General features: G+C 44.3%; 13 protein-coding genes. 1 reads left to right on the top strand and 12 read right to left on the bottom strand.

Annotation, left to right across the window (positions count from 1 at the left end; all coding sequences use genetic code 11):
* Nucleotides 1-114 precede the first annotated feature (114 nt).
* From FEM55_RS19385 to FEM55_RS19360, 6 genes are all read right to left on the bottom strand, one after another.
* Nucleotides 115-600 carry a lipocalin family protein gene (locus tag FEM55_RS19385; RefSeq protein WP_138283033.1) on the bottom strand — a complete coding sequence of 162 codons (486 nt, stop codon included), beginning with the start codon at nt 598-600 and terminating at the stop codon, nt 115-117.
* Nucleotides 601-772: 172 nt separating this feature from the next.
* Nucleotides 773-1,810: a T9SS type A sorting domain-containing protein gene (locus FEM55_RS19380; RefSeq protein WP_138283032.1), complete on the bottom strand. Its 1,038-nt coding sequence runs from the start codon at nt 1,808-1,810 to the stop codon at nt 773-775.
* Nucleotides 1,811-1,983: 173 nt separating this feature from the next.
* Nucleotides 1,984-3,144, bottom strand: a complete 1,161-nt coding sequence (locus FEM55_RS19375; protein ID WP_138283031.1) for a cellulase family glycosylhydrolase — start codon at nt 3,142-3,144, stop codon at nt 1,984-1,986.
* 146 nt (nt 3,145-3,290) lie between these two features.
* Nucleotides 3,291-4,364: an aminotransferase class V-fold PLP-dependent enzyme gene (locus tag FEM55_RS19370; protein WP_138283030.1), complete on the bottom strand. Its 1,074-nt coding sequence runs from the start codon at nt 4,362-4,364 to the stop codon at nt 3,291-3,293.
* A gap of 32 nt (nt 4,365-4,396) precedes the next feature.
* Nucleotides 4,397-6,304 carry a phosphoglycerate dehydrogenase gene (gene serA / locus FEM55_RS19365; RefSeq protein WP_138283029.1) on the bottom strand — a complete coding sequence of 636 codons (1,908 nt, stop codon included), beginning with the start codon at nt 6,302-6,304 and terminating at the stop codon, nt 4,397-4,399.
* Nucleotides 6,305-6,585: 281 nt separating this feature from the next.
* Complete coding sequence (locus FEM55_RS19360; protein ID WP_229209339.1) at nt 6,586-7,578, bottom strand: YheT family hydrolase; 993 nt, start codon at nt 7,576-7,578, stop codon at nt 6,586-6,588.
* A gap of 112 nt (nt 7,579-7,690) precedes the next feature.
* On the opposite strand from FEM55_RS19360, the gene FEM55_RS19355 reads away from it, so the two are divergent.
* Nucleotides 7,691-7,882, top strand: a complete 192-nt coding sequence (locus FEM55_RS19355; RefSeq protein WP_026630672.1) for a cold-shock protein — start codon at nt 7,691-7,693, stop codon at nt 7,880-7,882.
* Between the two features lie 66 nt (nt 7,883-7,948).
* Here FEM55_RS19355 and FEM55_RS19350 read toward each other — a convergent pair whose 3' ends face one another.
* The 6 genes from FEM55_RS19350 to FEM55_RS19325 form a co-directional block, all read right to left on the bottom strand.
* Nucleotides 7,949-8,881 (bottom strand): polysaccharide deacetylase family protein, encoded by a 933-nt coding sequence (locus tag FEM55_RS19350; protein ID WP_138283028.1) that lies wholly within the window; start codon nt 8,879-8,881, stop codon nt 7,949-7,951.
* A gap of 14 nt (nt 8,882-8,895) precedes the next feature.
* Complete coding sequence (locus FEM55_RS19345; RefSeq protein ID WP_138283027.1) at nt 8,896-10,215, bottom strand: DEAD/DEAH box helicase; 1,320 nt, start codon at nt 10,213-10,215, stop codon at nt 8,896-8,898.
* Nucleotides 10,216-10,315: 100 nt separating this feature from the next.
* Nucleotides 10,316-11,338 (bottom strand): aldo/keto reductase, encoded by a 1,023-nt coding sequence (locus FEM55_RS19340; RefSeq protein ID WP_138283026.1) that lies wholly within the window; start codon nt 11,336-11,338, stop codon nt 10,316-10,318.
* A 94-nt stretch (nt 11,339-11,432) separates the two neighbouring features.
* Nucleotides 11,433-11,813, bottom strand: coding sequence for a co-chaperone GroES (locus tag FEM55_RS19335; RefSeq protein ID WP_138283025.1), 381 nt, complete (start codon nt 11,811-11,813; stop codon nt 11,433-11,435).
* A gap of 99 nt (nt 11,814-11,912) precedes the next feature.
* The gene (locus tag FEM55_RS19330) at nt 11,913-13,382 is read right to left on the bottom strand and encodes an MBOAT family O-acyltransferase (RefSeq protein ID WP_138283024.1); all 1,470 of its coding nucleotides are present in this window, start codon (nt 13,380-13,382) and stop codon (nt 11,913-11,915) included.
* A 4-nt stretch (nt 13,383-13,386) separates the two neighbouring features.
* Complete coding sequence (locus FEM55_RS19325) at nt 13,387-14,331, bottom strand: glycosyltransferase family 2 protein (RefSeq protein ID WP_138283023.1); 945 nt, start codon at nt 14,329-14,331, stop codon at nt 13,387-13,389.
* Nucleotides 14,332-14,391: the final 60 nt, after the last annotated feature.

Here is a 14,391-nt window from a genome sequence, read left to right as displayed (position 1 = left end):
GAATGCAATATTATGCAAATAGCCGGACAAAAATCCGGCTATCTGATCGCAAATTTAAAAAATTTAATTAAGAATCTTCTGTCTGGAGCGTACTGAATTTTCCTGCGTATTATATTATGCTTTTTTGAATACAATCGTCAGTTTGTACGTAACGCCGTCCTCTACTTCCTGCGTTGTCCATTTCATCTCCGTTTTGCCTACTTCCAGGTCGTACTCACTTGTTTCTGAACCTTCTGTAATCCGGACTTTATTTCCTGCCACTTTCCAAGTTGCATTGTCTTCGATCACTCCGGAATCATCATCTGTACAGCCGACGGGCACCGTTCCGTCGATTTTACCATTGCCTTCAAATTTGAAGACTGTTTGTGAGATGCAATGATTTCCGGTCATGGATTCGATGTATTCAAGAATATCCGTGATTCCGTCCTGGGCAGGATCTATATTCATGGCGGATATTTTCCATGAACCTTGCACGGAGTTTTCCTTAACAGGCTCTTCGGGCTTCGGATCATTGGAATCCTTGTTACAGGACACAATGCCTGCCGCCATAAAGAGAAATAAAACAATGCTGCCTAAATTTTTACGATTTAAATTTTTCATGGATCTGTTTTTTTTGTAAATAATCCCGAAAGTACAAGCGTACAATTGACGTAAAAAAAATTAGCTAGCAAGCGGTCGAACTTTGATTGAACGGTAGCAGCATTTACCTTTTTACAAGCCTGTACTGAATTTCGGCTGTATTCCAATCATCTTGTCGGGATTTGACAACTTATCATTGAACCATTACTCTTACAGACTTTCTTTTCCTGTCCAAGCTTTCAAAAAACAGAAGATACATCCCGGAAGCGAGTGTTTTTGCAGGAAAAATCAGGAAATGATCAGCAGAAAGGGATTGTTTTCTGAAAGGAATTTCTTTGCCGTTCATGCTGACCAGTTTCAGGGAAGCCGAATCAATCCGGGCAGATTTCAGTCCTATCATTTTTCCGGATGACGGGTTTGGCGCAACAATTACTTCGGATGGATCCAGTTCCGAAACTGCTTCACGGATCAGTATGTCATGTATTCTGATTTTGCCGATTCCATTTCGGAACCGGATCTCAAAATTGGACAGTTTGGTTTCTGAAAAAAGTGAATTGCCCGGGTATGCTTTACTGTTGCGGTTTACGGGTTCGTTATTTACCCACAAATCGTAACTTCCCGGAATTGCCTCATATTCCGCAGCGTCTTTGGAAAACAGCTTGTATTTGAATGACTCAGCGGAATTATTGAGTACCCACGTTATAACGACCGGTGTTTTTGTCTTTACGGCTTTGCTGCTCAACTGGGTTTCAAGATCTTTTACAACAAAGGCCGAGCCGGTAAAATGGAGCGAGAATTTGCCGAACATCAATGCATTACCGGGAAATGAGTTGTTGCCCGGATTGAAATTTTCACCGGCATAAAAGTATACTGCATTGACGGCAGCGGACTGGATGCTTTCTGCACTCAGCCGGATTTGTATGAACAGTGTTTTCGGGTTTGGCTCGAAAGGACTTGCACGCATGGCCCTGATGATGCCGCCGGTTGCAGAATCCTGCAGGGTTCGGACAAGGTCCATAAATCCATGCTGGAACTTGCAATATGAAAGCGCAGGAACCGTCTGAACCACATGGCTGAACTGCCCTGTATCCGGAACCAGATTGACGTACGGTTTTACCTTTAAAAAATCCTGATGAAAATAGGTTGTCTGGGCAAAAAGGCTTTGTGAGAACAGAAACAACAGACCAATTGCCTGAACATGGAAAAACAAACGACTGTAAAGTAAGGGCATAGCAAATGACAGTTTTGGTTTAGACGTCATTTGTTTGTAGTCGTCACTTTGTATTTTCTGCTTTGGTATAAAATAAAACGGAGTTCTGCACAACTATGCAGGAACTCCGTTGTTTTACAGCCACAAATACCCGAATGAACACGAATCATAACTGCAAAAAGCAGTTTGTTGATTTACTTTGAAGCAGTCAGACTTTTGATCAGATCGGTTTCCTCCTTTTTGTAAGGCGTACCGTCTTTTCTGAAAATATCATGGAACCAAAGTTCGGGTTCGCTCGTGTACGTTTTTTTCCAGCTGTCCCACGGATAAATAGTCTGTGATTTTCCGCTTACCAAACCCCAGTTAATGGCGCCGACATTGTATTTTTTAGCAACGGGAAGCGAAGTTTTGAAGAAACTGCCGTTACCGCGCGACATATATTCAGTGCAAATAATAGGCCGGCCATATTGCTGTAACTGTTTGATTGATTTTTCAAAACTGGCGGCACCTTCATAATTGTGAAAAGAAATAATATCCGATTCATCAATCATTATTTTTTCGACCGGTTTAAGCGTTTCATGCGACGTCCAGTCACCGGCCCAGACGCCCGCAGTCAGCGGTTGTGAAGGATTCACCGATCTTGCCCATGCAAAAGCTTTGGACATCAGCGGCATTACATAATCCACTTTGTTGGGAAGTTCCACTTTTCCGTACGAGCTTGTATTCGGGTTGTCAGGTTCATTCCAGATATCCCATGCCAGTATACGAGCATCATTTGCGAAAGCAGCAATGGTTCCTTTCACGTATTTTTCAAGACGTCCGTACTGGGTACTGTCTTTCAACGCATTAAGTCCCGGACTTTGTACCCAGCCCGAGTTATGCACGCCGGGCTTTGGCGCACGCTGTTTTCCCAGTTTCGGAAACGGGTCCCAGCATGAATCGAACAATACGAGTACAGGCTTGATGCCATGCTTTTCAGAAATATCCAGAAAAACGTCGAGTCGTTTGATAAAACCTGCCGAATCCTGCTGAAACAACAGATCGTGCAAGTAAACACGCATGGTGTTCATTCCGATTTCTTCAGCCCAGCCCAGCTCCCGGTTTATGGTAGCCGTATCGAATGAATCCTGCTGAAACATTTCCAGCTGATTGATGGCGGTACTGGGCAGAAAATCAGCTCCTACCGGCCATTCCTGTTTTTTGTACCAGTCATTTGCCTGTTCTTTTGTCCAGATGTTTCGGCCGGAAGTACGTGTTGTATCACTAACTTCCTCTTTATTTTCAGTCTTTTTGGTGCAGTTCTGCAGTGAAAGACAAACTGCCAGAATACAAAGTGTCGTTTTTAGAAAATTCATTCAGCAAGATTTAAATGAGGACTGTATTTCAAAACTAAAAAAGCGCAGAATCGCTGATTCTACGCTAAAAAGACTTTCATTTTATATTTTTTTACAGATACGAAAACATCAAAAAAAGTATTTTGGCTATTCAGAGCATAAAACAATTACAGTTTCCCAAGCTCGGAAAGCAGTTTTTCAACCTGTTCGGTGGACGTTGCCGGAAAATTGGCAATCCGGAGCTGGGTTGCTTTGAAAGACCCGTAACCACTTCCGATCACCATTCCTTTTTCCTTGACTTTTTTGATAATATCCGCTGAATTAATTTCAGTATCGGTAACAATAACGGTTTGCGAACGATTTGGTTTCTCTTTTACAAAAGGAGAAAATCCGCTGGTTTTTTCAAGAAATTTGTAAATCAGAGCTGCTTTTTGCTCCGTTTCTTTCCGGATTGTTTTTACTCCGATTTTGTTAAAGTCCTCGGCAATTTTTCCTAAAAGATAAATTCCCATTACATTGGGCGTTGACGGCGTTTCATTGTTCAGCGCATTTTTCCAGAGCGTCGGCAAGTCGTTGTGTGCGCCAATGGAGTACTGATTACGGATATATTCCGCTTTGTGCAGGCATTTTTCACTCACGATCCAGACGCCCAGGCCCGCAGGCAAACCAAATGCCTTTTGCACGGAAAAAAATGCAGTATCAATCAGACTGTAATCTAGATCAGGATACGGAGCCGATGAAACGATATCCACGGCAATCAGCTTGTCCGGATTTTTCTGTTTAAGCTTGTGGATTTCGGAAACCGGCATTTGTACGCCGGAACTGGTTTCATTATGCGTTGTACAAATCAGCTCGGCATATTCCGGGACCGTAATTTCCGCTGCTGTAAAGCCGCTTCCCATCGGTTTTTCCATAGTATGCGCATACTTGTTCAATGCAGTGGTATACTCACAGAACTTCTTGGAAAAAGAGCCGTTCACCAGATGAAAGCTTTCCAGTTCCACGCAGCTGAATATAATGCGTTCCCAGGCTTCCGAAGCCGAACCCAGAAACATAATGGCGTGCGTATCAGGCACATTCAGCAAAATGCGCAGCTGATCGACTGTAAATTTATGTAAATCGCGATATTGCTGGCTCCGGTGTGAAATGGAGCCCAGCTGATTATTCACGAAAGTCTGCAGATGCGTTTCAAAAGTAGGATAAAGCTGGGCCGGACCCGGCGTAAAAAAAGTCATTGACATATAATGGATAAAGTTCAGGTTAAGAAAAAGATTTAATACAGCATTCTGAACCTGATCGTACCTTCTATTTCCTTTACTTCCTGAATAAATTCTTCCGTATAGCCTTTTGCTATATCCACGATCACATAACCGATGTGTTCGTTCGTTTTCAGGTATTGTCCTGTAATGTTGATATTGTTTTTACCAAATATCTGGTTCAGCTGAGCCAATACGCCCGGAATATTCGCATGAATATGCAGCAGACGGTGCGAACCTTTGAGTTTAGGCAGCTGAACTTCCGGAAAGTTCACACTTCCGTAAGAGCTTCCGTTGTTCATGAATTCAAGCAGCTTGGCAGGCACAAAATGTCCGATATTTTCCTGCGCTTCTTCCGTGCTTCCGCCGATATGCGGCGTCAGGATCACATTTGGCAGGCCCAGCAATTCACTTTCAAAAGGCTCGTCATTGGTTTTGGGTTCTTTCGGAAAAACGTCCACGCCGGCGCCGGCAACCTTGCCGCTTTTAACGGCTTCGGCCAGCGCGTGAATGTCCACAACATGCCCACGCGACAGGTTAAGAAAAATCACGCCGTCTTTCATCAGGTCAAATTCCCGTTTGCCGATCAGGTTTGTATTTTCCTTGCGGCCGTCCACATGCATGCTGATCACATCCGAAATGGCGAGCAGTTCTTCCAGTGAATTTACCTTTCTGGCATTTCCCAGCGATAGTTTTTCAACTGCATCATAAAAGTAAACTTCCATTCCCAACGCTTCCGCAACAACAGACAACTGCGTGCCGATGCTTCCGTAACCGACCATACCGAGTTTTTTGCCGCGTATTTCAAAACTGCCGTTTGCCGATTTGTCCCAGATTCCTTTATGCAGCTGATTGCTTTTTCCGACAATATTCCGGATCAGCAGAATCATTTCGCCTACGGCAAGTTCCACAACCGAACGCGTGTTGCTGTACGGCGCATTGAATACGGCAATACCGCGGTTTGCTGCTTCTTCCAGATCAATCTGATTGGTTCCGATGCAGAAAGCGCCGATGGCCATCAAACGGTTGGCATTTTCCAGCACGCGCTTTGTAATATTGGTTTTGGAACGGATTCCGATAATGGAAACGTCCTTGATCCTTTCGCAAAGTTCGTCTTCGTCCAGCGCGCCTTTGACAAATTCCACATTAAAACCTTCCTCTTCAAAAGCCCGCAAAGCGGCCGGATGCACATTTTCCAGCAACAAAACCTTTATACGGCTTTTCGGATAAGACTGGCTGCGACTCATTTTATTGTCGTACAGAAAGTCATCAAAAGAAGTCGCCACGTGGTCTGCAACGGCAATTACGCGTGGGCGTTCAATGTTTTCTGTAAATGCATAAAAACGACTGGCAAGCCCTGACGCTTTCAGTTCATAATCGGTATAGCCATCGCCGATTGCATACACGTCGCCTGTCAGGTTCAGCGCAGAAAGCATTTTGATTTTGCCGCCGTCCATGGAAAGGACATTTTCTTCATCAATCCCGATGATGTTTCCTTCTTCATCAAAAACAAACTCATTGGCATAAACATGATCCGGACGTATGCCCATTTCACTTGCAACCGGCACAATAAACTCTTTAAATCCGCTGGAAACGATAAATATCTGGTCGGTATTTTCGGTCAGAAACTGTTTGTTCCTCCGGAATGAATCCGAAATCTTGGTCCGTAAAAACGAAACCAGTTCTGCTATATGGGTACGATTGGCTTTCAGCAGTGCAATCCGCTGACGCAGCCCTTCGGCAAAAGACATTTCTCCGTTCATGCCCTTATTAGTCAGATCCACAATCTGGCTGACAATGAAATCACGTTCCGGATGACCTTTCAAAGCAATGGCTGCAAGCTCGTCAAGCCCTTCTACTTTGGTAAAAGTGCTGTCAAAATCAATAATAATGTACGGTGGCGGATTAAGCGTTAATGTGGACATGAAGCGGGATATAACTGAATAAAAATAGCGTAAAAGTTATTTTGTCTCTAAGGGTCCGTTTTTCTTAAACAAATGCAATTGCATTCCATCAACTCCACTGAAGCAATTTCACTGCCGCACTGGAATCAAGGCACAAAATTACAAATCTGTTTAGATATGACACTAACAAAAAATTGCGGATGTCAGTTTAATATTGATGAAGTTGATTGCCGAAATCCGGAAGCACTAGCTGAAACGAGCATACAAAGCCGGTTGTTCCTGCATGCAGATGCGTTTTCAGATTACAAATCGTCACGCATTCCGTTTTTCAGAAAAGTCAAGGCTCTGTGCTCCGACCAGTAAACGCCGTCACGCAAAACCGCAGGCCGAAAACCACAATGGCCGCCTTCACTCACAGCTTCCAGCCAGACTTTTGCATGATTACGGATGGCTTCAACCGGCAGACTTTCAAACGGAACAATCGGATCGTTCAGCGCATTGACGATCAGCGTCGGAATGGAAATCCCACCTACAAAATTCCTCGAACTGCATGCTTCGTAATAATGATCGGCATTTTCAAATCCGTGCAGCGGCGCAGTATACACATCATCAAAATCATAAAGCGTTCGTACATAACGGTTATGGCTCCTGTTGAACGCTTCCGGAAACAGCTTTGACTTTTTTGTGACCTTGGGTTTCAGCGTCTGTAAAAAGCGCTGCATATAAATGATGTTTTTCGGCAGGATCATGGCCCGGCTGCAAGCCAGCAAATCCATCGGGACGCTGAAAACAACGGCACTTTCAATTTTTATATCCAGATTGCTTCCCGATTCGCCCAGATATTTCAGGGTAAGGTTCCCGCCCAGACTAAATCCCATCATATGGATCCGGGTGTATCCTTTTGCCAATGCGTGTCTTACAATGGCGTCCAGATCTTCGGTGGCACCGCTGTGGTAAAAACGTGCCGTTTTGTTCATTTCACCGCCGCAGCCGCGGAAGTTCCAGGCCAGACAATCATATCCGTTGCGGTTCAGCAATTTCACCATTCCCAGGATATACTGTCCCGAACTGCTTCCTTCCAGCCCGTGGGAAAGAATGACAAGCGTCTCTGCCACTTTCATATTCTTCGCATAAGACCAGTCCAGATCCAGAAAATCCTGATCTTCCGTAACTATCTTTTCCCGGGAATATTGCACGCCGTACACCTTCCGGAACAATGCCGGGTAGATACTCTGTAAATGCCCATTAGGAAGCCAGTAAGGCGAAGTAAGCGAGTTATTATGAATGAAAGGCACGCAATTTTACTTGTTGGTTAAATAGAACTATTCTAAGTGATTTCAAATTTAATCTTGTTTATCCACTTATTTATATTTACATTTGGTTTTTAAAAATATAAGATCAATACTAATGGCAGAAGGTACAGTTAAGTTTTTCAATGATTCCAAAGGATTTGGATTCATCCAGCCGTCAACTGGTGAGAAGGACATTTTCGTTCACGTTTCAGGTCTTCAAGACGATATCCGTGAAAACGACAAAGTTTCTTACGACGTAGAAAATGGTAAAAAAGGTCTAAACGCAGTTAACGTAAGAGTTATCTAAGTTTATTCATAATAAGACATTTCGAAAGCATGCTGAACCGCATGCTTTTTTTGTTGCCTTTCCATTTCATTTTGCTTTATTCAGACTTTTATACGCTTTCTGCACTTCAGGACTGAAAGGTTCGGCTTTCATCGCAGCAAGACGTTTTGCCGGATCTGCAATCCATCTGTAAATCCAAGAAATCCCCGCATTGCCTTTGTAATGATCTTTCGATCTGTAAATCGGATCGCGCAACGTTTCTCTCAATTCTGTAAACTTGTAATTCTTTGCTTTCAGCTGCTGAATAATCTGCGGTAAATAATGGGTATTTAGCAAATTATCATGGCAAAGATAAATCTGCGCAACGGGCCGGCCATACAGTTCTGTAGAAAGGCTGTCAAAATAGTCAAAAATCTGTATCGTCATTTTCACATACAGCTTTCCGATGGAATCCGTAAGTTCCGGGCTGCCTTCCGACATTGCTTTTTCGTACAACTGCGTATAAAGCCAATCTTCACTCTCAACAGTAAACGGCGTATTGATATAGCCTTTACGGCTCAGAAAACCCTGCATTTTCGCATGTTCCAGACTGTCTTTTCCCATGCCGTTGAACGGAAACCGGAAATAATCCAGCTTTTTACCTGAACCTTTAAGCAGACTTTTTGTAACCACTTCGCCCTGCAATATATCTTTCGTAAATGCATCGTAGCCGGCATCGCCGTAATTGGAATGAGAAAAAGTGTGGTTTCCAACGGTAATATAATCTTTCAAAATCCAGCTTTTCAGCAATTCCTTGTTCTGAGCTGCTGCATTTGTTTGTTTCAGGTTCCCTTCATTGATAAAAATTGCAACCGGCACCCGAATGGAATCCAGCTTTTTCAACAGCCTGGATTGGTTTCCGTCCGCTTTGAACAAATGAACATTCGGCACATCGTCAATTGTAATGGAAACGTTGCGTTGCTGTGCCGGAGAAAGCCGGCTTATTAAAATAAAAACACTCAGGAACACCCATTTTTTCATTTTCCAGTCCGCTTTTATCGGGCAATTTCAATTTTGTATTTCTTGCCTTTCATCTTTTCCGCAGCCACAAGCGCCAGCATGGATTTTACGGCATTTCGTTTTACCGCCGCAAATGAAATGGTATCTTTCACTTCGATTAATCCCAGATCCTGTTTTTCAAGATTTCCTTTTTGCAGCAAAAAACCGACAATATCCATTTTATTGAGCTTGTTCTTCTTGCCTCCACTGATGTAAACGGTTACCCATTCCGAAGGAGCAGGTTTGGATAATTTCGCCGGAAGATTCAGGATTTTCGGCTCAGGCCTGATGTAATCCGGCAGTTTTTCTTCTTTTTCCGTCAGAATATAGGCTGTTCCTTCCGCGAGCATACGCGCTGTTCTTCCATTGCGGTGCGTAAATTCGTCGCCTTTCATCGGAAGTTCATAATGGATTACATGCTTCATATCCGGAATATCCAGTCCGCGCGCCGCAAGATCGGTCGCGGCAAGGTATAGCACCGAACCGTTCCGGAAGCGGATCAAAGTCCTTTCGCGATCTTCCTGTTCCAGTTTGCCATGAAAAAAAGCACAGTCAATGCCTTCTTCTTTCAGTATCGTACTGATCCGCTCGACCGAATCCCGCTGATTGCAAAAGATCATGGTAGATTCGGCACCTAAAAAGCTGATTAAACGAATTAAAGCATCCATTTTATCCTTTTTTTCGGAGATCACGCGTACAAGTGTCAGACTGCTTTTCTGATTTTTTTCCGTTATAAAATCAACGGTTATCGGCGCGCGGACGCCTGTAAATGAAGGCATTTTCGTGTTCGTTGCCGACACGAGTACTTTCTTTTTCAAGTTTCGCAGGTTCCGGATAATTTCGGTCATTTCTTCCTGAAACCCCATTTCAAGCGACTTGTCAAACTCGTCCAGAACCAGCGTTTCCACCTGTTTTCCGGAAAAGGAATTTCTATGCAAATGATCCAGAATACGGCCCGGAGTTCCTATCACAATGGCCGGTGCTTCCACAAGACTGCGAATTTCCGTCTGCATGTCGTGACCGCCGTAACAGCAAGTTACCTTGAAGCCGGTTGCCATTTTTCTCCAGACCTGTTCAATCTGCAGCGCCAGCTCTCTTGTCGGCACAATCACAAGGCATTGTACAAGATCAGCGTCCGGTTTCAGAACGGCAGCAACGGGCAGCAGAAAAGCAAGTGTCTTGCCCGAACCAGTTGGTGCCAGCAAAACAGTTTCATTATTCCGCAGAATAGCTTCATTTGCTTCCTCCTGCATTTCATTCAAAGCCGTAATGCCAAGTCCCTGAATAATGGCAGCAATATTTTCCTGATTTATCATGCTCAAAGATACGCTACATTAACAGACCGGGACAGAAGACCGGATAAAAAGAATGCACTACGCTGAAATAGTGCATTCTGATCAAATTGATTAGGAAACTTTACTCCGGGACCCGGTCTCTTCCCTGGCGTTCAAACATCCATTGCGGATATTCGGTTTTCAATGCGCTGCTTTCGTTCAATTTTGCAAGATCGTCTTCGGTCAGCACAACGGAAGTTGCCGCAATGTTTTCTTTAAGCTGATCCGGTTTTTTTGCTCCGATAATCACGCTTGTAACACTTTTCTGATGCAAAAGCCACGATAAGGCAATTTGTGCAACAGAAACAGAATGCGCTTCTGCAATCGGGCGGATTACATCAATAATATCGTATGCTTTTTCTTTATCAATCGGTGGAAAATCAAAGTTATCGCGGCGGTTTTCGCCAGAAGATTCCGTGTCACGGCTGTATTTTCCGGAAAGAAACCCGCCAGCAAGCGGGCTCCACGGCATCAGTGCAAGGTTCTGATCCTGCATCATTGGAACCAGTTCGCGTTCCAGGTCACGGCCGGCAATCGTGTAATAATGCTGACATGCCACAAAGCGCGTCCAGCCATTTTTGTCCGCAATGCCGTTGGCTTTCATAATCTGCCACGCAGCATGGTTACTGACGCCGAGGTACCTTACTTTTCCGGAACGAACTACATCTTCCAGTCCGCGCATGGTTTCTTCCAGTGCCGTTTCCGCATCCACGCCATGAACATAAAACAGATCAATATGATCCGTACCCAGACGGGAAAGGCTTTCGTGGACAGAATCCATGATATGCAGCCGCGACAAACCGATATTATTCGGACCGGGTGCCATGCGTCCTCTTGCTTTTGTTGCAATGACGACATCGCTCCGTTTTATGCCCAGATCTTTTAATGCCTGCCCAAGAATGGTTTCCGATTTTCCGTAAGAATAGACATTGGCCGTATCGAAAAAATTGATTCCGCTGTCCAGAGCCGTTTTCACGAGTGCACTTGATTCTTCCTGCTGCAATCTGCCGATGGCTTCCCAGTATCCTTCTCCTCCGAAGGTCATGGTTCCAAAACAAAGCTCGGAAACGAGTACGCCGGTGTTACTCAAAAATTTGTATTTCATGAAAGTGCAAGTTTACAGGTTAGAATTTTTAATGATTTCCGGTATTTATATATTCAGGAAAATCAATCCGCTTTTTAACTCACAAAATTCATGCTCAGTCAAACAGATCTTCCGAACGTTCCAGCATCAGAATCGAGGATTGCGGCACGATCACATATTTCTGACCGTCGTATTCCAGATCGATTGCATTGCGCTGCAGGTAAATCGCCACGTCGCCTTCCTTGGACTGCAAAGGCATGTATTTAACTTTTTCTTCGGTTTCTTTCCAGGGCTCGTCTTCGGCAGCCACGGGAATCGGATAGCCCGGCCCGACTTTAATAACGTACCCGCTTTGAACCTGTTCTCGTTCGGTAACGGTCGCAGGCAGATATAATCCGCTGTTCGTGCGTTCACTCGGGCTTTTCGGCCTGATCAAAACCCTGTCGCCGACGACGATAAGACTTTTTAACCGGTTGTCAGATGTTACTTCGTACATTTTATTGAATACTTTTCTTGAATTAAACAGCAAAAATTATCCTTTGTAAAAGGGGAAACAAATATTAGGCGGCAAATGTTTACACCTTCTTCAACCTTTTCAGAATTGAAAATAGATAAACTGGTTTTCCGTAACTACGCCCAGAAAATAGGTCAGAAAAGCAATCAAGGGAAACAGAAAGAAGAAAATTGCTGTGTTGGAAGTCGGGATTTTTTCATAATAATGTTCCTTGACGAGCAGAAAAATAATCAGGAACACACAGAATCCCATTTCCGTCTGGTTAAACGGCGTATGCAGCGGTTCCGTCCACGACAGATTGGCTATTTTGCCCAGGATTGTAAATGATCTTTTTACCGGCGCTTCCTTATTTCGGAAAAAAACCCAGGCAAGTGTTACCAGAATGAAAGTAAAAAAGATTCCCAGTATTCGGGTAAAACCATTTTCCGGAATTTGTATTCCTGCTTTTTTCAGCCATTTGTCCCGCAGCGAAGCAGAAACCTGATATGTGCCGTGCAAGCCGCCCCAGATTACATAATTCCAGCTAGCACCGTGCCATAATCCGCTCACCAGAAATACAATAAACTGATTCATATATTTCCGGTATTCGCCTTTGCGGTTCCCGCCAAGCGGAATGTAGAGGTAATCCCGAAACCACGAGGACAGCGAAATATGCCATCTTCCCCAAAATTCGGAAATGGATTTTGACTCGTAAGGCGTTCGGAAATTATCCATTAACGTAAATCCCATTACCCGTGCCGCGCCAATGGCAATATCCGAATAACCCGAAAAGTCGCAGTAAATCTGAAATGCGAAAAAAACGGTTGCAACCAGCAAAGTGAGGCCGTTATGCGCATGGACGTCGTTATAGGCATAATCCACGACTTCGGCCAGCCGGTCGGCAATAACGATTTTCTTGAACATGCCGAACGCCATCTGCATCAGACCTTGCTTGACCTGTTCAAAATCATATTTGAAATACGAATGATATTGAAACAGCATATTCTGCGGCCTTTCAATGGGCCCGGCCACAAGCTGCGGATAAAACATGACGTACAATGCATAAATCCCGAAGTGCTTTTCAGCCGGCTGGTTGCCCCGGTATACTTCAATCGTATAGCTCATGGCCTGAAAAGTATGAAATGACAAACCAATCGGCAGCAAAATACGGCCGTTCCCGCTCACCATCCATTCCGAAACAGTTCCGGGTATCAGCCTTGTAAGCGGCGGAACAAGCGGGCGAACATGAACGGTATTGAGAAGCTGATTAACGGAATCCTGTAAAAAATCGTAGTATTTGAAAAAAGCCAGAATACCGATGTTGGAAATCAGACTAATGACGAGCAGGAGTTTCTTCTGTTTCTGATCCGGCGACTTTTCAATCCAGATGCCCGCGTAATAATCAATAACAATGGTTCCAAACAGGATAAGGATAAATACCGGCTTGAAAACCATGTAGAAATAGCAGCTGGTTGCCAGTAAAAGCATCCAACGCCCGCGCCACGACAAACTGAAATAAGCCAGCGTAATGACTATAAAAAATATAATGAACTGAACAGAGTTAAACAGCATGTGATCAGATATACTCGCGGTTAACTATCTCTTCTTTTATGATGAACAAAGGACGGTTTTTGGATTGAAAAAATATCCGCAGGACATATTCACCAATGATGCCGAGTGCCAGCAACTGCACGCCGCTGAACAGAATGATCACAAAAAGCAGGGAAGTAAAACCTTCAATTACGTGTGTGAAAAACATTTTTTTAATGACAACGGTCAGAAAATAGACGAGCGAAATCAGTATGGCCATAATACCCATCCGGCTCATGAATTTGATTGGAAACTCGCTGAAATTGAAAATACCGTTGTAAGCAAGCCCGAAAAGCTGTTTGAACGAGTATTTGGACTCGCCGGCAACTCTGGCATCTCTTTCATATTCAAAGCCGATCTGCCTGAACCCGATCCACGAACGCATGCCGCGCAGGTAACGGCTTTCTTCCGGCATTTTGTTGAGCACATCCACAACGCGCCGGCTTATAAGGGCAAAGTCGCCGCTGTCCAATGGAATCTCGACATACGAAATAGAACGCAACAATCTGTAAAACAAATGATAACCTGTACGTTTCACAAATCCTTCCTTACGCTTTTTCCGGACTGCATACACCACGTCGTTCCCTTCTTTCAGGAGCTTGTAAAATTCCGGCAGCAGTTCCGGCGGGTCCTGCAAATCCCCGTCAATGACAAACAATGCTTCTGTTCCGCGTGCCGCAGAAATCCCGGCAGTCAGCGCAAGCTGGTGGCCATGGTTTCTGGATAAGAATACGCCGTGATACCGCTCGTCGGTAAGCGCAAGCTGACGTATGCGCAATGCAGTGTCATCCTTGCTCCCATCATCGATCAAGACCACTTCTATTGCCAGCGGACTTGAGTCCATCAATGCGTTTATACGCTGAACGAGCAGCGGAAATGATTCGGACTCATTATAAAGCGGCGCGACAATAGATATCTGAGGGTTTTTCAATATTCCTGACTTTTTGAAGTTTTACCAACGGCAAAAATACACCATTCGGTACATTAAAGG

It is taken from the genome of Dyadobacter sediminis (assembly GCF_005860765.1).
Classification (GTDB): Bacteria; Bacteroidota; Bacteroidia; order Cytophagales; family Spirosomataceae; genus Dyadobacter; species Dyadobacter sediminis.
The sequence above is the reverse complement of the archived record's forward strand: the minus strand, read 5'-3'. Positions and strand labels throughout refer to the sequence as shown.